14 protein-coding genes and 1 rRNA gene are annotated in these 18139 nt (G+C 73.2%); 6 read left to right on the forward strand and 9 right to left on the reverse strand.

All coding sequences use genetic code 11. The annotated features are described in order from the left end of the window. Positions 1–24 precede the first annotated feature (24 nt). The gene (gene secA / locus D7318_RS17895) at positions 25–2895 is read right to left on the reverse strand and encodes a preprotein translocase subunit SecA (RefSeq protein WP_120698109.1); all 2871 of its coding nucleotides are present in this window, start codon (positions 2893–2895) and stop codon (positions 25–27) included. Positions 2896–3026: 131 nt separating this feature from the next. Between secA and D7318_RS17900 the strand changes: the two genes are divergently transcribed. Next, on the forward strand, positions 3027–4226 hold the full coding sequence (locus tag D7318_RS17900) for a winged helix-turn-helix domain-containing protein (RefSeq protein WP_120698110.1): 1200 nt from the start codon (positions 3027–3029) through the stop codon (positions 4224–4226). 42 nt (positions 4227–4268) lie between these two features. On the opposite strand, the gene D7318_RS17905 is transcribed toward D7318_RS17900, so the two are convergent. The 7 genes from D7318_RS17905 to mtnA form a co-directional block, all read right to left on the reverse strand. Then, positions 4269–5012 (reverse strand): response regulator, encoded by a 744-nt coding sequence (locus D7318_RS17905; protein WP_120698111.1) that lies wholly within the window; start codon positions 5010–5012, stop codon positions 4269–4271. Between the two features lie 139 nt (positions 5013–5151). Continuing rightward, positions 5152–5847 (reverse strand): ribosome hibernation-promoting factor, HPF/YfiA family, encoded by a 696-nt coding sequence (gene hpf / locus D7318_RS17910; protein ID WP_120698112.1) that lies wholly within the window; start codon positions 5845–5847, stop codon positions 5152–5154. A gap of 291 nt (positions 5848–6138) precedes the next feature. Beyond that, positions 6139–6846 carry a ComF family protein gene (locus D7318_RS17915; protein WP_120698113.1) on the reverse strand — a complete coding sequence of 236 codons (708 nt, stop codon included), beginning with the start codon at positions 6844–6846 and terminating at the stop codon, positions 6139–6141. 113 nt (positions 6847–6959) lie between these two features. Then, the gene (locus D7318_RS17920) at positions 6960–8777 is read right to left on the reverse strand and encodes an LpqB family beta-propeller domain-containing protein (RefSeq protein ID WP_120698114.1); all 1818 of its coding nucleotides are present in this window, start codon (positions 8775–8777) and stop codon (positions 6960–6962) included. Continuing rightward, complete coding sequence (gene mtrB / locus D7318_RS17925) at positions 8767–10560, reverse strand: MtrAB system histidine kinase MtrB (protein ID WP_408055500.1); 1794 nt, start codon at positions 10558–10560, stop codon at positions 8767–8769. The genes D7318_RS17920 and mtrB overlap by 11 nt, the downstream gene beginning before the upstream one ends. Position 10561: 1 nt before the next feature. Continuing rightward, positions 10562–11239 carry a two-component system response regulator MtrA gene (mtrA, locus tag D7318_RS17930; RefSeq protein WP_086160249.1) on the reverse strand — a complete coding sequence of 226 codons (678 nt, stop codon included), beginning with the start codon at positions 11237–11239 and terminating at the stop codon, positions 10562–10564. Continuing rightward, the gene (gene mtnA / locus D7318_RS17935) at positions 11236–12330 is read right to left on the reverse strand and encodes an S-methyl-5-thioribose-1-phosphate isomerase (protein WP_120698115.1); all 1095 of its coding nucleotides are present in this window, start codon (positions 12328–12330) and stop codon (positions 11236–11238) included. Before mtnA ends, mtrA begins: the two co-directional genes overlap by 4 nt. A gap of 153 nt (positions 12331–12483) precedes the next feature. Between mtnA and D7318_RS17940 the strand changes: the two genes are divergently transcribed. The 5 genes from D7318_RS17940 to D7318_RS17960 are packed head-to-tail and all read left to right on the forward strand — an operon-like array spanning position 12484 to position 17938. Next, a complete protein-coding gene (locus tag D7318_RS17940) occupies positions 12484–13743 on the forward strand; it encodes a DUF7544 domain-containing protein (RefSeq protein WP_120698116.1) in 1260 nt (419 codons plus the stop codon). 4 nt (positions 13744–13747) lie between these two features. Next, a complete protein-coding gene (locus tag D7318_RS17945; protein WP_120698117.1) occupies positions 13748–14416 on the forward strand; it encodes a DUF4129 domain-containing protein in 669 nt (222 codons plus the stop codon). Next, complete coding sequence (locus tag D7318_RS17950; protein ID WP_120698118.1) at positions 14413–15669, forward strand: DUF4350 domain-containing protein; 1257 nt, start codon at positions 14413–14415, stop codon at positions 15667–15669. The genes D7318_RS17945 and D7318_RS17950 overlap by 4 nt, the downstream gene beginning before the upstream one ends. Further along, positions 15666–16631 carry an AAA family ATPase gene (locus tag D7318_RS17955; RefSeq protein ID WP_120698119.1) on the forward strand — a complete coding sequence of 322 codons (966 nt, stop codon included), beginning with the start codon at positions 15666–15668 and terminating at the stop codon, positions 16629–16631. The genes D7318_RS17950 and D7318_RS17955 overlap by 4 nt, the downstream gene beginning before the upstream one ends. Next, positions 16631–17938 (forward strand): DUF58 domain-containing protein, encoded by a 1308-nt coding sequence (locus D7318_RS17960; protein WP_120698120.1) that lies wholly within the window; start codon positions 16631–16633, stop codon positions 17936–17938. Before D7318_RS17955 ends, D7318_RS17960 begins: the two co-directional genes overlap by 1 nt. A gap of 81 nt (positions 17939–18019) precedes the next feature. Here the strand turns inward: D7318_RS17960 and rrf are convergent. Then, positions 18020–18136: ribosomal RNA gene (gene rrf / locus D7318_RS17965) — 5S ribosomal RNA — on the reverse strand. Positions 18137–18139: the final 3 nt, after the last annotated feature.

The raw sequence follows: 18139 nt of genomic DNA on the forward strand, positions 1-18139 counted from the left end.
ACGCCACCACCCCTCGGGTGGCGGCTACTTCTTGCGGCGGCGGCCGCCCTTCTGCGCCTTGCGGCGCTCGGCCCTGGTCAGCCCGTCGTCGGAGGCCGCGCCCCCGGCGCCGCCCTGCCCGGAGGCCGGCCGCTGCTCGCCCGCGGAGAAGTCGCCCTCGACGACCCCGCCCGCGCCGTCCACGGTCGGCGCCGAGAAGTGCAGCCGGTCGGCGCGCTTGGGGGCCTCGAGCCCCTTGGCGCGGATCGCGGGCCGGGCCCCGCCCTGCGCGGCGCCCGCGGGCACCGCCTCCTGGGGGGTCTCCTGCTTGCCCGCGGCCGGGGCCGCCTTCTCGCCGCCCTGCACCGGGACCTGCTCGACCTGCCGCTCCACCTGGACCTCCAGGTTGAACAGATAGCCGACGGACTCCTCCTTGATGCCCTCCATCATGGCGGTGAACATGTCGAAGCCCTCACGCTGGAACTCCACCACGGGGTCCCGCTGCGCCATCGCGCGCAGGCCGATGCCCTCCTGGAGGTAGTCCATCTCGTAGAGGTGCTCACGCCACTTGCGGTCGAGGACGGACAGCACGACGCGCCGCTCGAGCTCGCGCGTCACCTCGGAGCCCAGCTCCTCCTCGCGCTTGTCGTACCGCTGGTGGATGTCCTCCTTGATGGACTCCACGATGAACTCAGGGGTCAGCCCGTCCCGGCCACCGGCCTGCTCCTCGAGCTCATCGACCGTGACCTCCACCGGGTAGAGCTGCTTGAACGCCCCCCACAGCCGGTCCATGTCCCATTCCTCGGCGAAGCCCTCCACGGTCTCGGCGCGCACATACGCCTCGATCGTGTCCTCCATGAAGAAGCGGACCTGCTCGTGCAGGTCCTCGCCCGCGAGCACCCGGTGGCGCTCGCTGTAGATGACCTCGCGCTGCCGGTTCAGGACCTCGTCGTACTTGAGGACGTTCTTCCGGATCTCGAAGTTCTGCTGCTCGACCTGGCCCTGGGCGGAGGCGATCGCGCGGGTGACCATCTTGTTCTCGATGGGGACGTCGTCGGGCACGTTGGCCATCGACATCACGCGCTCGACCATCGCCGCCTTGAACAGCCGCATCAGGTCGTCGCCGAGCGACAGGTAGAAGCGGGACTCGCCCGGGTCGCCCTGACGCCCGGAGCGGCCGCGCAGCTGGTTGTCGATGCGGCGCGACTCGTGCCGCTCGGTGCCCAGGACATAGAGCCCGCCGAGGTCCTTGACCTCCTCGAACTCCGCCTGCACCGCCTTCTCCGCTGCCTCGAGCGCGCCCGGGAGCGCGGCGGCCCACTCCTCCGCGTGCTCCACCGGGTCGAGGCCCTGCCCGCGCAGCTTGCTCTCGGCGATCTCGTCGGGGTTCCCGCCCAGCTTGATGTCGGTGCCGCGGCCCGCCATGTTGGTGGCGACGGTGACCGCGCTCTTGCGCCCGGCCTTGGCGACGATCGCGGCCTCGCGCTCGTGGTTCTTCGCGTTGAGGACCTCGTGGCGCACCCCGCGCTTGTTCAGCTGCTGGGAGAGGTACTCCGACTTCTCCACCGAGGTGGTGCCGACCAGCACCGGCTGGCCCGAATCGTACTTCTCCACGATGTCGTCCACCACGGCCGCGAACTTGGCGACCTCGGTGCGGTAGATGAGGTCGGAGCGGTCGAGGCGCGCCATCGGCACATTGGTCGGGATGGGCACCACGCCCAGCTTGTAGATCTGGTGGAACTCCGCGGCCTCGGTCATCGCCGTGCCGGTCATGCCCGCGAGCTTGTCGTAGAGGCGGAAGTAGTTCTGGAGGGTGATCTTGGCGAGCGTCTGGTTCTCGTCCTTGATCTTCACCCCCTCCTTCGCCTCGATCGCCTGGTGCATGCCCTCGTTGTACCGGCGGCCCGCCAGGATGCGGCCCGTGTGCTCGTCGACGATCACGACCTCGCCGTCCAGGACGACGTAGTCCTTGTCCTTCTTGTACAGCTCCTTGGCCTTGATCGCGTTGTTCAGGTAGCCGACCAGCGGGGTGTTCACCGACTCGTAGAGGTTGTCGATGCCCAGCCAGTCCTCGACCTTGGTCACGCCCGCGTCGTGGATGGCGACCGTGCGCTTCTTCTCGTCCACGTCGTAGTCGCCGGTCTCCGCCTGCTGCCGGGTCGGGATGGCCGCCTCGCCCTTCTCCAGGCGCTGCACGAGCTTGGCGAAGTCCGCGTACCACTTGGTGGCCTGGTCGGCCGGGCCCGAGATGATCAACGGAGTCCGCGCCTCGTCGATGAGGATCGAGTCCACCTCGTCCACCACCGCGTAGTTGTGGCCGCGCTGGACCAGCTCGTCCTTCGACCAGGCCATGTTGTCCCGGAGGTAGTCGAAGCCGAACTCATTGTTGGTGCCGTGCGTGATGTCACAGGCGTACTGCTCGCGGCGCTTGGCCGGCGGCATGCCCGCGGTGATGCACCCGACCGACAGCCCGAGGAAGCGGTGGACGCGGCCCATCCATTCGGAGTCACGCTGCGCCAGGTAGTCGTTGACGGTGATCAGGTGGACGCCCTTGCCCGACAGCGCGTTGAGGTAGGCGGGCAGCGTGCCCGCCAGCGTCTTGCCCTCGCCCGTCTTCATCTCGGCGACATAGCCGAGGTGCAGCGCGGCCCCGCCCATCAGCTGCACGTCGTAGTGGCGCTGGCCCAGCACGCGCTTGGCGGCCTCCCGGACCGTGGCGAACGCCTCGGGCAGCAGGTCGTCCAGGGACTCGCCCTCGGCGAAGCGCTGCTTGTACTCGTCCGTGAGCGCCCTCAGCTCCGCGTCGGTGAGATCAACGAAGTCCTCTTCGATGGAGTTCACCTGGTTCGCGATGCGTTGCAACCTGCGCAGGATCTTGCCTTCGCCTGCACGCATGATCTTGTTGAAGACGGACACGAGGGCTGGTCTCCTTGCCGGTCGGGCCTGGCGCGGTTGGGAAGCGCGGGCACAGCGGATGGCCCCGCCGCACCGGCCATGGTATGCGAGCGCCGGTGGCAGTGTCAGTGGTCGGCTCTACGATCCTCGGCATGACTGCCGCACTGTCGCACCTGTCCGCCGACGAGGCCCGCCGGATCGCGCTCCGCGCCCAGGGGCTCCTGGGGGCGCCCGACCGGAGGGCCGGAGTCCGGGGGGTGCTGCGCCGGCTCGGCGCGATCCAGCTGGACACGATCTCGGTGCTGGCGCGCTCGCACGAGCTGCTGCCGTACGCCCGCCTCGGCGCGGTCGACAGGTCGACCGTCGAGGACGCGTACTGGGCGGGCGGGCGCTCCTTCGAGTACTGGTCGCACGCGGCGTGCGTCCTGCCGATCGAGGAGTGGCCGCTGTTCTCCTTCCGCCGCCGCGCGTACCGGGCCCGCGAGCGCTGGCACGCCGAGCTGTCGCCCGCCGCCTACGACAAGGTGATCGCCCGGCTCCGCGACGAGGGGCCGCTCACCGCGACCGCGCTGGGCGGCGCGAAGAAGGGCGGCATCTGGTGGGACTGGAGCGACATCAAGGTCGCCGTCGAGCGCGCGCTCACCTACGGCGAGGTGGTGTGCACCGAGCGGCGCGGCTGGAAGCGGGTGTACGACCTCGCCGAACGAGCCGTCCCCGCCGAGCTGTTCCACGACGACCTCGACGACCTCGAGTGCCTGCGCAGGCTGGTCGCCCAGGCGGGCGCGGCGATGGGTGTGGCCACCAGGGCGGACCTGGCTGACTACCACCGGCTGACCGGGGCGCAGGTGGAGTCGGTCATCGAGGAGACCGGGCTGGTGCCGGTGGAGGTCGAGGGGTGGGTGTCGGGGAGCGGTGACCGGCCGCGGGCCTGGGCCGACCCGGCCGCGCTCGCGACGCCGCCGCGGGGGCGTCATCGGACCACGCTGCTCTCGCCGTTCGACTCCCTGATCTGGGACCGGCCGCGCACGGAGCGGATCTTCGGCTTCGTCCACCGGCTGGAGGCGTATGTGCCCGCGCCCAAGCGGATCTACGGGTACTTCTCGATGCCGCTGCTGTCCGGCGGTCGGCTGCTCGGCCGGGTGGATCCGGCCCGTGAGGGCAGCACGCTGGTGGCCAGGCACGCGGCGTTCGAGGCGGGTCCGGTCAAGGCCGTCGCGGCCGTACCGGCCATGGCGGAGGCGCTGGCCGAGGCCGCCCGCTGGGTGGGGTGCGACCGGATCAGGATCGAGCGGACGTCCCCCGACGAGCTGCGGGGCCCGCTGACCGACGCGGTGAGCCGGGTGGCGATCTGAGGAGGGCACGGGCCCTCGGGGATCCGGAGGCGAGGGGACGGCTCAGCCGCTCTCGAGGTCCAGGATCTTCTCGCGCATCGCGTAGACGACGGCCTCCATCCTGGAGTGCAGCTGAAGCTTCTCCAGGATGTTGCGCACGTGGTTCTTCACGGTGTTCTCGCTGATGAACAGGTCCTTGGCGATGTCCCGATTGTTCTTCCCCGTGGCGACGAGCTTGAGCACCTCGAGCTCGCGGTCGGTCAGCTTCGGGGCGGGCACCAGGCGGCGCTCGTCGGTGCGCTGGATCAACGACTTGAACTCCGTGAGCAGCTTGGCCGCCATCGACGGGCTGATCTGCGACTGCCCGTCGGCCACGGCCCGGATCGCCGCGGTGACCTCGTCGGTGGAGATCTCCTTGAGGAGATAGCCGGTGGCCCCGGCCTTGATGGCGTCGTAGAGGTCGGCCTCCTCGTCGCTGATCGTCAGCATGATGATCCGCGCGCTGGGGGCCACCTCCTTGATGGAGGTGCACGCCTCGATCCCCCCGCGCCTGGGCATCCGCACATCCATCAGCACGATGTCGGGCAGCAGGTCGGCGGCCTTCTCCACGGCCTCGGCACCGTCCCCCGCCTCGCCGATGACCTGGATGTCCTCCTCCTGGGCCAGCACGATCTCAAGGCCCCGCCGGAACAGCTCGTGATCGTCCACCACCAACACCCTGATGGGCTCCCGCTGCTCCCGCACCGGGACCACGCGCTGCACGCGGTGCGGTCCCTGGGACATCGTGGGCCCGAAGGTGTCCACCATCGTTCCTCCCCCTTGCCGGTCGATACGCGACTGCCACAATCGGCGACCCCATGATTCCATGGCGGCACCCCGGGCCGGATCCACGATCAGGCCCCGGGGTGCCGATCCGCATGCCTCGCGTACGGGTGCGGGTACGCGCTCAGGCGCCCAGGGCGCCACCGGCCTCCTCGGGTGACGCGTCCCCCGCCAGGGCGTCGGGCTCGAGGTGGATCACGCCGTAGTCATAGGCGTGCCTGCGATAGACGACGCTGGGCTGCTTGGTCTCGGCATCGACGAAGAGATAGAAGTCGTGACCGACCAACTCCATCTCGTACAGCGCCTGTTCGAGCGTCATCGGCGCGGCCCTGTGGGTCTTCTCGCGCACCACCAAGGGCCCGTCCCCCTCGACCACGACCGAGCCCACCCGCCTGACCGGCGGCGCGACCTGCTCGGGCACCGCGGGCTCCGGCTCGGCCACGCCGTTCAACGGGGCGGCGTCACGCACCACCGCGGCCACCTCGCTGGCCGGGATACGATCCCGGCCGCGGCGGCACCTGCGCTTGTCGTGCTGGCGACGCAGCCGGGACTCCAGCTTCTCGACCGCCAGATCGAGCGCCCCATAGGGATCGGCCGCCGACGCCTCGGCCCGCACCACGGGCCCTCGGTGCCGCAACGTGATCTCGACCCGGTCCGAACGGTCCGCCTGACGGGGGTTGTGTTCCTTGGACACTTCCACATCGAGGCGGGTCACCTTGCCGTCGATTCTCTGGATCTTGTCCAGCTTGAGCTTCTCGGCCACATGCCGGCGGAATCGCTCCGGCACCTCTGTCTTACGGCCCTTGACGACGATGTCCACGCTGAACTCCGTTCCGGATGGTCCCGTCGGCGGTGACGGAGACCCTCCTTCGCGCACTGGAACCGGAACCGCCGGTGTCCACGGCGGCCTCGGGGTTACGTCGGGGTAGCGACTTTCACCTCCTTCTCCCCCGGGAAGACGGTAAACATCCACCTGACATTCAGATGAGGAGATCCGAAGTCGAACAATCGCGGAAAGCGATCCATATCCAGTTATGCCGGACTCGCGGTGAGCTCCTTCTTCGAACGTACTCCGCCGACCCCCTCAAGGGCACCCCTACCCATACGTAGGTCACATCCACCCCATCGGGGGACCCGCGATCACCGCGGCGCCCAGCGGCAGGCCACCGGCCGACCGCACCGCGCGCGCCGCCTCGACCAGCGAGGCGCCGGTGGTCAGCACGTCGTCCACGAGCACCACCCGCTCGCCCGGCGTCAACGCCCCGGACCGCACCGTGAGCGCCCCCGCGAGATTGGCCACCCGCTGCCCGGCCGTCAGCCCCGCCTGGTCCGCCACCGGACGGCACTGCCGCAGCGCCCGGACGACCCGCACCGCCCATCCCTCACGCCGCAGCCACCCGGCCGCCGCCACCGCCACCCGCCGCACCGGATCGTGGCCCCGCCGCGCCACCGCCACCCGCGCCGACGGCACCGGCACCAGACCGATCACCTCGGCCGACGCGCCGCCGGGACTCCCCCTGGGCCCACCCGGCACGGCCGCGCGCACCCCCGCCGCCAGCGCCCGCCCCAGCGGACCGGCCAGCCCGAGCATCCCCCGCTCCTTGTGCGCGAGCAGCACCGCCCGCGCCTCATCGGCATACTCCGCCACGGCGTGCACCGCGGGAAGACCGGCCGGCTCGGGCACCGGCCACACCCGCCGCGCGGGCCCCGCCCACAGCAGCTCACGGCAGGCCGCGCACAGCACGCCCCACCCCACCCCGCAGCCCGCACAGGCCGTCGGCAACATCAGCGAGCCCAGCTCGCGCCACCACTCACGCATGCCCCCACGTTCCCCCACCGACCCCCGGCGTCCCCACCCCCGAAGGTAAGGAACAACGCACCCGAAAGTCAGGTTTGGGACACGCTCAGCAGGATGGATCGACCGGGAAGGAATCAGCCGGGATAGACCGGCGCGTACCCCTCGGCCCCGCCGTCCATCACGAGCTTCCACTCCGGGTCGTCCCGGTCGAGGCGCACGATGCCCGCGTCGATCTGCGCGAGCAGCGGCTGCTCCGCGTCCTCGGACGCGGCCACCTCGACGACCTGGTTGAGCCCTGGCACGGTCGGGAGGTTCGTCGACGACCCGTCGATCGCCAGGTACTGCACCTGCTGCACGCCGTCAGCCGGCCGCCCCACCACGACCAGCGTGCTGCTGCCCGCCCAGGACACCGCCACGACGTCCACCAGGCGCGGCGCGACCTCACGCAGCGCCGCCACCCGCACCGTCTCGCCCTCGGGCCCCGCGGTGCGTTCGACCCGCCCCATCTGGAGCGACGTGGCCTCGCCGTCGCTGACCAGCGCCACGATCCGCACCCCGTCGGGCGCCACGCGCACCGCGTCGATCCGCTCGCCGGGCGCGAGCCCCTGCACCGGGATCTCCCGCGCCGCGCCCTCGCCGCCGGTGAGCCGCAGCAGCCGCGGGGCGTCGGGGTCGCGGTCGGCCACCCACAGGTCGCCGAGGCCGTCCCAGCTCGGCGCGCTCAGCCCCGCGGCCTCCCCCGACGACTCGCTGGTCAGCGCCGTCTCCCGCGCGCCCCCCGCGCCGAGCGGCGCGATGTCGAGAACGGACCCGTCCGCGCTCACCCCGGCGGCCAGGGCACCGTCCCTGCTCACCGCGGCGCTGCGCAGCCCGGCGTTCTCGTCGCCGAACGCGCCGCTGACAGGCCGCGACGTGCCGTCCCGCTGCGCGAGCGACATCAGCCGCCCCGTCTCGCCGAGGAAGTACGCGCGGTTGACCTCGCCGTCCAGCGCCCCTGGCGCCGTCTCCTCCGCCGCCGCGTCGTCGAGGCCGCACAGCGACGCCCCCGACTCCGTCCGCAGCCGCACCTCCGTCACCTCGGCCGACGCGAGATCCCGCACCGTGTGCAGCAGCTGGCTCGCCATCCGCTCGCAGCTGTCGCGCGACCAGCCCTCGGGAACGCCGGACAGGCCCACCGTCAGCCGCCCCGAGTCGTCGATGGCGGGCCGCTGCCCGTCCGCGAGCGCCGCCCCGTCGGGGAACATCGTCGACACCACCGGGGCCTGCCACTCGCTCGGCCCGTCGAGCAGCGCCTCGATCACATCCCGCACCGGATCGATCCGGCTGCGCACATAGACCGGATCGGGAACGAGCACATCCGTCTCATCGGCGGGCCGCCCCCACTCCCCGCCCATATCCGCGTAATAGAACGTGTCGGCGGAGCGGTAGATCCTGCGGAAGTCCGCCTCCCCCATCACGACCCCGTCGGGCAGCGCGTCGATGCGCCACTCGCCGTCCACCTGCTCCAGCTCGAACGACGCCGTGTACGTGCCCGCCCGCGGGTCGTACCCGTGCGCCCCGTCCACCGTGGCCAGCCGCAGCCCGCTCAGCTCGACGCGTTCGCCCTCCCCCGCCGGGCCGCTCAGCCGGGGCCCCGACGCCAGCACCGTGGTGCTGAAGAACGGGTCCCACTCCTCCGCGCCCCCCGGCGTCAGATACCGCTTGGCCATCTCGTAGTCGGGGTCGTCGCTCGTCACCGCCTCGAGAAAGCCCCGCACGATCTGCTGCGGCAGCATGCCCTCCTCGGGCGGCACCCCGTACACCAGCACCTGCGCGTCGGCGTCGGACGCCTCGGACGAGTCGACGGACTGCACCGGGCCGCCGTCCGGCATCGACGCGCAGCCCGTCACCAGCAGCCCCGCGGACAGCAGACCCGCCGCCGCCCGCCGCCGCCGTATCCGGTCAGTCCCCATGCCCGCCCCTCGCGCTCGGCTCGCTCGGCTCCGCCGCCGCGGCCACCGCGGACCCGGACCGCGTCGGCGCCGGAACGCCCCGCCCCCGCCTCGCCCGCGCGTCAACCGGCTCCAACGGCAGCGGCGACCCGCGCAGCGCGCCGCCCGCCGTGGCGGGCAGCGTCAGCCTGAACTGCGCCCCGCCGCCCGGCTCGCCCCACGCCTCGAGGCGCCCGCCGTGCAGGTGCGCGTCCTCCACGGCGATCGACAGGCCCAGGCCCGTGCCGCCCGTGGTTCGCGCCCGCGCCGGGTCCGCGCGCCAGAAGCGGCTGAACACCTGGTCCACCTCGCCAGGCCGCAGCCCGATCCCGTGGTCCCGCACCGCGATCGCCACCGCGCCGCCGTCCGCCGCGACGGCGAGCCTGACCACCACGTCGCGGCCCTCACCGTGCTCGATGGCGTTGACGACCAGGTTGCGCACGACGCGTTCGATGCGCCGCGCGTCCACCTCGGCCACGATCGGCCGGGCGTCCCCGCGCACCAGCAGCCGCCCGCCGCGCCGCTCGGCCAACGACCCGAAGCTCTCGACGACCCGGTGCACCACGTCCCGCAGGTCCGTGGCCTCCGCCTCGAGCACCGCGGCGCCCGCGTCGAACCTGCTGATCTCGAGCAGGTCAGCGAGCAGCAGCTCGAAGCGGTCGAGCTGGCTCAGCAGCAGCTCCGCCGACCGCGCCGTCGCCGGGTCGAACTCCCCGCGCGCCTCGTGGATGACGTCCGCCGCCATCCGCACCGTCGTCAGCGGCGTCCGCAGCTCGTGCGAGACGTCCGAGACGAAACGCCGCTGCATGCGCGACAGCTCCTCCAGCTGCTGGATCTGCTTCTGGAGGTTGCGTGCCATTTTGTTGAACGATTCCCCGAGCCGCGCGATGTCGTCCTCGCCGCTCACCTTCATGCGCTCCTGGAGCCGCCCCGCCGCCAGCCGCTCCGCGATCCCCGCCGCCATCCGCACCGGCGTGACCACCTGCCGCACCACCAGCCACGCGATCGCCCCGAGCAGCGCCACCACGAAGAGCCCCGCCGTCGCGATCGTGCCCGTGACCAGGCTGAGCGACTTCTCCTCCTGCGTGAACGGGAACAGGTAGTACAGCTGATACGGATTCCCCGCCACATCGGTCATCCGCTTGCCGATGATCAGCCCCGCCTCGGACGTCCCGTCCGTGCGCACGATCGTCCCGTACTGCCGCTGCGTCGCCCGGTCGTCGTCCACCGCCTCCCGCATCTCCTCCGAGATGCTCAGATCGGTGTCCACCGCCGACGAGACGCGCGGCCCCCGCGGCGCGAACCCCGTGTCACCCGCGAACGCGGGCGAGAGCTCCGACGGCAGCGCCACCACCGAGAACACGCCCTGCCCACCACTGGCCAGCTGCTGCACCACCTCGGTCGACCACGTCGCCGCGTCGACCGAGAGCCCCGCCCCCGCCTCGCTCGCGTCCACGGTCGCCCGCTCCCGCGCCACCTGGAAGCCCCCGTCGGCCTGGCTCTGCGCCGTCTGCCGCTTGGCCTCGAGCAGCCCGTTGCGCACCTGGCCGATCACCACCACACCCAGCACCAGCACCACGGCCATCGAGAGCAGCAGCGTGCTGGCCACCACGCGCAGCTGGATGTTCCTGCGCCACAGCCGCATCACCGAGAGCAGCGGCCCCCTGGCCCAGCGGCCGAAGATCCGGATAGCGGGCTGCGCCCGGCTGCCCGTCGCTCCTTCCGACAGCAGCCGGGGGCTCTGCCACCACACCCGGTCGGTCACCTCAGCTTGACCCGGCCTTGTATCCGACGCCGCGCACGGTCACCACGATCTCGGGGCGCTCGGGGTCCTTCTCGACCTTGGAACGCAGCCGCTGCACATGGACGTTCACCAGACGGGTGTCGGCGGCGTGCCGATACCCCCACACCTGCTCAAGCAGCACCTCACGCGTGAAGACCTGCCACGGCTTGCGCGCGAGCGCCACCAGCAGGTCGAACTCAAGCGGCGTCAGCGAGATCGTCTGACTGCCGCGCTTCACCGAGTGCCCCGCCACGTCGATCACCAGGTCCCCGATGGCCAGCTGCTCCGGCGCGGGCTCCTCGGAACGCCGCAGCCGCGCCCGGATCCTGGCGATCAGCTCCTTCGGCTTGAACGGCTTGACGATGTAGTCGTCCGCCCCCGACTCGAGGCCCACCACCACATCCACCGTGTCGCTCTTGGCGGTCAGCATGACGATCGGCACCCCGGACTCGCCACGGATCAGCCGACACACCTCGATTCCGTCGCGGCCCGGCAGCATCAGGTCGAGCAGCACCAGATCCGGCTTGATCTCGCGGAAGGCGGCGAGCGCCTTGTCCCCATCGGCGACGAACGACGGCTCGAAGCCCTCCCCGCGCAGCACGATGCCCAGCATTTCCGCCAGCGCGGTGTCGTCATCGACGACGAGTACACGTCCCTTCATGCCTTCATCATCCCATCGCCCTTTCCTGCCCCGACCCCAGGTGATCCAGAACACACAGCGGTGAGGTTTCCCCCGTTCACCGGCGCGACCACGCCGCGCTCGGTCACGATCGCGGTGACGAGCTCCGCCGGGGTCACGTCGAACGCGGGGTTGTACGCCTGCGCCCCCACCGGAGCCACCGGCACCCCGGGCCCGATGTCCGTCACCTCGTGCCCGGGACGCTGCTCGATCGGGATCGCGCCCGCGTCCGCCGCCTCCGCATCCACCGTACTCACCGGCGCCACCACCACGAACGGAACGCCGTGGTGGCGCGCGAGCACCGCGAGCGGATAGCTCCCCACCTTGTTCGCCACCGAGCCGTCCGCCGAGATCCGGTCCGCCCCGATCAGCACCGCGTCCACCTCGCCCGCCGCGAACAGCGACCCCGCGGCCGCGTCCGCGAGCACGGCGTACGACATCTCCTCGCGCGCCGCCTCCCACGCCGTCAGCCGCGCGCCCTGGAGCAGGGGACGCGTCTCGTCCACCCACAGCCGCCGCAGCTCCCCGGCGCGATGCGCCGCCCGCACCACCGCGAACGCCGTCCCGTGCCCCCCCGACACCAGCGCACCGGTGTTGCAATGGGTCAGCAGCCGGTATCCACCACCCGGCAGCAGCTCCCCGAGCAGCTCGAGGCCGAGCTCCGCCATCCGGTCGCTCGCCACCGCGTCCTCCCGGTGCAGCGCCCTCGCCTCCGCCAGCGCCGCCGCGGCCGCCGCGGGCCCGTCGCCCCCCACCGCCCGGTGCGCGGCGACGGCGCGCTCCACGCCGTACGCCAGGTTCACCGCGGTCGGCCTGGCGGCGGTCAACGACCGCGCCGCCTCGCCGACGTCATAGCCACGCGCCGCGGCCAGCGCGATCCCGTACGCGCCCGCGATCCCGAGCAACGGCGCGCCCCTGACCGCGAGCGACTGGATCGCCGCGACCAGGCCCGGCACATCGGTGCAGACGACCTCGACCTCCGCGGTCGGCAGCCGCCGCTGGTCGAGCAGGACCAGCATGGGCCCGTCGGGCGGGTCCGCCCAGCGCAGGACGGGGAGAGAGTGATCAGCCATTGGCACAGTCTGCCCCGGCCCGGCGGGTGAGAGAAGGCAGCGGCCGCTTCGACCGCACAGACGCGTCAGCCCCCGGCGCCATGGCACGATGGGCGCCAGGAAACCACAGGCGACAAAGGCGCGCAGCGTACGAGACGCGAACAAGGAGACACCGTGAGTGACACGCCGGGCTGGACCTCCCCCGGATCCCCCTCCCCGGAGCACGACCGGCCTGAGTCCTCACAGCCGAGTCAGCCGACTCAGCCGTCGCCGTCCTCACAGCCGACCCCGTCCTCACAGCCGACCCAGCCCGGTCAGCCGCCCCAGCCCCAGGGCGCCCCCCAGGGCTGGGGCGCCGCGCCCCCACCGCCGCCGCACCAGACGCCCCCCTCCTATCCCGCCGCGCCCCAACCCCCGTACGGGCAGGCCCCCTACCCCCAGCAGCAGCCGGGGGGCTGGGGCGGCTGGCACCCGCACACGTTCGCCGCCAAGCCGGGCGTGATCCCGCTCCGCCCGCTCGGCATCGGCGAGATACTCGACGGCGCGGTCTCCACCGCCCGCGCCCACTGGCGGACCGTGCTGGCCATCGCGCTGGCCATCGCCGTCATCACCCAGCTCGTCGGGACCCTCGCCATGCGCCTGTGGCTCAGCGACAGCTCGGGCCTCGCCGCCCTCGAGGACAACCCCGACCCCACCAACGACGAGCTCCGCGACGCCCTCGGCGAGCTGGCCGCGTTCGCCTCCGTCACCGGCATCGTCACCCTCCTCGGCTCCGTCCTGGCCACCGCCATGCTCACCATCGTCGTCAGCCGCGCCGTCCTCGGCCGCGACGTCACGATCGGCGAGGCGTGGCAGGACTCCAGAAGCCGCCTCCTGCGCCTCCTCGGCGTCGTCCTGGTCGTCCCCCTCATCTGCACCCTCGCCATCGCCCTCCCCATCCTGGCCATGGCCGTCTCGGGCAGCGCCGCACTCGTCGTCCTCGGGGTCATCGGCGGCATCGTCCTCGCCGTCTGGCTCTGGGTCCGCCTCTCCCTCGCCGCCCCCGCCCTCATGCTCGAACGCCAGGGCGTCTTCGCGGCCCTGCGCCGCTCCGCCAAGCTGGTCAGCGGCTCCTGGTGGCGCGTCTTCGGCGTCCAGCTCCTCGTCATCGTCCTGCTGGCCCTGGTCGGCGGCGTCCTGGAGTTCCCCGCCTCCGCGATCGCGAGCCTCGTCGACGGCGGCGACACCGGCATGTTCGACAGCGGCTTCTCCGACATGTCCTGGACCTACCTCACGATCACCGGCATCGGCGCCGTCCTGGCCTCGACCATCACCCTGCCCATCAGCGCGGGCGTCACCGCCCTCCTCTACATCGACCAGCGCATCCGCCGCGAGGCCCTCGACATCGAGCTGGCCCGCGCCGCGGGCGTGGACATCCCCCACAGGGAAAGCTGACGCCGTGGCGCCGCCGTGGGCGGACCCCCCTGGCCCGCCCGTCACCGTCGACCGCGTTCCCGCGCAGGAGGACGCCGAACGTGAGCTGTCCCGCCAGATCTACACCGAGCACGAGCCAGGGCTGATCCGCCGGATCTGGTCCTGGGTGTGGGACCGGATCTTCGGCGTCCTCGACGAGGCGGCGTTCCGCACCCCCGGCGGCTGGTTCGGCCTGCTGGTCATCGCCGTCCTGGTGATCGCCCTGCTGATCGCCCTCCGCCTCCGCCTCGGCACCGTGCGGAACGCCAGGGGTCCAGGCGCCCCCGGCGCGCTGTTCACCGACCGCCCCCGCACCGCGGCCGAGCACCGCGCCGCCGCGGAACGCCACGCCCACGCCGCCCACTGGACCCCCGCCGTCCAGGAGCGGCTGCGCGCGATCGTCCGCTCCCTCGAGGAACGCGCCCTGCTCGACCCCCGCCCTGGCCGCACCGCCAACGAGGCCGCCGCCGAGGCCGCCCGCCCCCTGCCGGGTCTCGCGACGGAGCTGCGCGCCGCGGCCGCCACGTTCGACGGCGTCACCTTCGGCGGCCTGCCCGCCGCCCCCGACGACTACGCCCGGCTCGCCGACCTCGACGAACGCCTCGCCCACACCAAGCCCGACCTCGCCGCCACCGCCACCTGGACCGCCCCATGACCGCGGCCCCCGACGCCCCGCCGCGCCCGGCCCTCCCCGGGACCGAGCCCCCCGACACCGCCGTCTCCCCCGACGCCCGCCAGCTCTGGCGGAGCGCCCGCGGCTTCGTCGCCGCCCTCGCCGTGCTGGTCACCGCGGGCCTGGCCCTCGCCCTCCTCAACGCGGGCGAGGACGGCACCCGCCACCCCCGCGCCGCCACCCCCGACGGCGCCCGCGCCGTCGCCGAGCTGCTGGCCGACCGCGGCGTCGAGACCACCCTCGTCACCACCGCCCGCGAGGCCGCCGCCGCCACAGGACCCGACTCCACCCTGCTCGTCGTCCGCCCCGAGGCCCTCACCGACGCCGCCCGCGCCACCGTCGCCCGCACCGCCACGGCCCCCGGCGCCCGCACGGTGCTGCTCGCCCCCGGCCAGGCCGCGTTGAACGCGTTCGCCCCGGGCGTCACCGCCGCCGAGCCCGTCCCCGCCGATGAACGCGCCCCCCGCTGCGACGACGCCACCGCCCGCCGCGCGGGCAGCGCCCTCACCGGCGGCTTCCGCTACGCCACCGGCCCCGGCACCTCCCCGATCACCGCCTGCTACCCCGCCGCGGGGCTGCCGACCCTCCTCACCGTCCCCACCGAAGGCGACGGCGAGACCGTGCTGCTCGGCACCCACGAGCCGCTGCTCAACGAGCACCTCGACGAGCACGGCAACGCCTCCCTCGCCCTCCAGCTCCTCGGCGAACGCCCCCACCTGGTGTGGTACCTGCCCTCCCCCGAGGACGCGCCGAGCACAGGCGGCGAGGAGAGCCTGCTCGACCTGCTCGACCCCAGCTGGCGCTGGGCCACCCTCCAGCTCGCCATCGCCGCCGCCCTGGCCGCCCTCTGGCGAGGCCGCCGCCTCGGCCCGGTCGTCACCGAGCCCCTGCCCGTGACCGTCAGGGCCGCCGAGGCCACCGAGGGCCGCGCCCGCCTCTACCACCAGGCGAGCGCCAGGGACCGCGCGGCCGAGGCCCTGCGCTCCGGCGCGCGCGCCCGCCTCGCGCGCCTCACCGGCGTTCCCACCGCCGCCGCGCACGCCCCCGACGCGCTGCCGCGGGCCGTGGCCGCGCACACGGGCGACGGCCCTGAGGCCGTGCACGCCCTGCTGTTCGGCCCGCCCCCGCCCGACGACCCGTCGCTCGTCCGGCTCGCCGACGACCTCGACGCCCTCGAACGGCGCGTCGCCCCGACCACCGCCCCTCCGACCGAAGGCAAGGACCACCGCCCGTGACCGCACCCGCTGCTCAAAGCCCGCACGCCGCCCTGGAGGCCCTGCGCGGCGAGATCGGCAAGGCCGTCGTCGGCCAGGACGCCGCCGTCACAGGGCTGGTCGTCGCCCTGCTGTGCCGGGGCCATGTCCTCCTCGAGGGCGTGCCGGGCGTCGCGAAGACGCTGCTGATCCGCACCCTCGCGACGGCCCTCGAGCTGGACACCAAACGCGTCCAGTTCACCCCCGACCTCATGCCGAGCGACATCACCGGCTCGCTCGTGTACGACGCCCGCACCGCCGAGTTCTCCTTCCAGGCGGGCCCGGTCTTCACCAACCTCCTGCTGGCCGACGAGATCAACCGCACCCCGCCCAAGACCCAGGCGTCGCTCCTCGAGGCGATGGAGGAGCGGCAGGTCTCGGTCGAGGGCACCCCTCGCCCGCTGCCCGACCCGTTCATGGTCGCGGCCACGCAGAACCCCCTCGAGTACGAGGGCACCTACCCCCTGCCCGAGGCCCAGCTCGACCGCTTCCTCCTCAAGCTGATCCTGCCGCTGCCGAGCCGCGACCAGGAGATCGACGTCCTGGCCAGGCACGCCGCCGGATTCGACCCGCGCGACCTGGCAACGGCTGGCGTGCGCGCGGTCGCGGGCCCCGACGAGCTGGCGTCCGCCCGCGCCTCGGTGGCGAAGGTAGCCGTCTCGCCCGAGGTCACCGGCTATGTCGTCGACCTCTGCCGCGCCACGCGCGAGTCGCCCTCGCTGTCCCTCGGCGCGTCCCCGCGCGGCGCGACCGCCCTGCTCAGCGCGGCCCGCGCGTGGGCCTGGCTCTCGGGCCGCGAGTATGTGATCCCCGACGACGTGAAGGCCCTGGCCCTGCCGACGCTCCGCCACCGCGTGCGCCCGCGCCCCGAGGCGGAGATGGAGGGCGTGACCGCGGACGCGGTGATCAACAGCCTGCTGGCCCGCGTCCCGGTGCCCCGCTGATGGCGCTCTCCGGCCGCACGGCACTGCTGGCCGCCGCGGGCGCCCTGGTCGTGGGCCTGCTGCCCGGCTGGGGCGGCATCCTCGCGGTCGCCGTCCCGCTGCTCGCCGCCGTACTGTTCGACCTGGCCCGCGCGGCCCCGGTCCGCTCGCTGCGCGTCGAACGCTCCGGGGCGACATCGGTGCGCCTCGGCGAGGACGCGGAGGTCACCCTCACGGTCACCAACCCTTCGGGCAGAGCGCTGCGCGCGGAGCTGCGCGACGCGTGGCCGCCGAGCAGCTGGCGCCCCGGCACGTCGTTCGCGGCCTCCCGCCACCGGCTGACGGTCCCGGCGGGCGAACGCCGCAGGCTCACCACGGCGTTGGCCCCGACCCGGCGCGGCGACCACCGCCCGGTGCGCGTCACGGTCCGCTCGCACGGCCCACTGGGCCTGGCGGCACGTCAGGGCGGCCACGCGGTGCCGTGGACGCTGCGGGTGCTGCCGCCGTTCACCAGCAGGAAGCACCTCCCGGGCAAGCTGGCCCGCCTCCGCGAGCTCGACGGCCGCACCACGCTGTTGACGCGCGGCGAGGGCACGGAGTTCGACAGCCTGCGGGACTATGTGCCGGGCGACGACGTCCGCTCGATCGACTGGCGGGCCACGGCCCGGCAGTCCACGGTCGCCGTGCGCACATGGCGGCCCGAACGGGACCGGCACCTGCTGCTTGTCCTGGACACGGGCCGCACGTCGGCGGGCCGGGTCGGCGACATTCCGCGCCTCGACGCGGCGATGGACGCGGCGCTGCTGCTGACGGCGCTGGCGTCCCAGGCCGGGGACCGGGTGGATCTGCTGGCCTTCGACCGGGTCGCGCGGACATCGGTGCGCGGCAGGACGGGCGGCGACGTGCTGCCCGCGACGGTGGCGGCGATGGCCCGTCTCGAGCCCGCGCTGGTGGAGACGGACACGCGCGCGATGGCCGCGGCGGCGCTGGCGACCGCGCCCCGCCGCTCGCTGATCGTCCTGTTCACCGGCCTCGACACGGCCCCGGTCGAGTCGGGCCTCCTGCCGGTGCTGCCACAACTGACCCACCGCCACACGGTCGTGGTGGTCGCCGTCGCGGACCCCAGGGTGGCGGAGATGGCGGCGGCCCGGGGCACCGTCCCCGGCGTGTACGAGGCGGCGGCAGCGGCTCAGCACGAGGCGGAACGCGCACGGATCGGTGACCGCCTCCGCCGCCTGGGCGTGACGGTCGTCGAGGCAGGTCCCGAGGAGCTGCCCCCGGCGGTGGCGGACGCGTACATCACCCTGAAGGCGGCGGGGAAGCTGTAAGAAAGAAAGCCCGGGGGAAAACAGAAATGGCTGAGGCCCCACAGGAAACCCTGTGGGGCCTCAGCCATATATCAAAGAATTGTCCGGCGGTGTCCTACTCTCCCACACGGTCCCCCATGCAGTACCATCGGCGCAGGGAGGCTTAGCTTCCGGGTTCGGAATGTAACCGGGCGTTTCCCTCCCGCCATGACCACCGGAACA

This window comes from Streptomyces radicis (assembly GCF_003626575.1).
Taxonomy (GTDB): domain Bacteria; phylum Actinomycetota; class Actinomycetes; order Streptomycetales; family Streptomycetaceae; genus Streptomyces; species Streptomyces radicis.

Excerpts from the sequence above, each read along its gene's own strand:
- D7318_RS17900 (WP_120698110.1), top strand. The coding sequence starts at position 3,027 with ATGACTGCCGCACTGTCGCACCTGTCCGCCGACGAGGCCCGCCGGATC.
- D7318_RS17905 (WP_120698111.1), bottom strand. The coding sequence starts at position 5,012 with ATGGTGGACACCTTCGGGCCCACGATGTCCCAGGGACCGCACCGCGTG.
- D7318_RS17915 (WP_120698113.1), bottom strand. The coding sequence starts at position 6,846 with ATGCGTGAGTGGTGGCGCGAGCTGGGCTCGCTGATGTTGCCGACGGCC.
- D7318_RS17920 (WP_120698114.1), bottom strand. The coding sequence starts at position 8,777 with ATGGGGACTGACCGGATACGGCGGCGGCGGGCGGCGGCGGGTCTGCTG.
- mtrA (WP_086160249.1), bottom strand. The coding sequence starts at position 11,239 with ATGAAGGGACGTGTACTCGTCGTCGATGACGACACCGCGCTGGCGGAA.
- mtnA (WP_120698115.1), bottom strand. The coding sequence starts at position 12,330 with ATGGCTGATCACTCTCTCCCCGTCCTGCGCTGGGCGGACCCGCCCGAC.
- D7318_RS17950 (WP_120698118.1), top strand. The coding sequence starts at position 14,413 with ATGACCGCGGCCCCCGACGCCCCGCCGCGCCCGGCCCTCCCCGGGACC.
- D7318_RS17960 (WP_120698120.1), top strand. The coding sequence starts at position 16,631 with ATGGCGCTCTCCGGCCGCACGGCACTGCTGGCCGCCGCGGGCGCCCTG.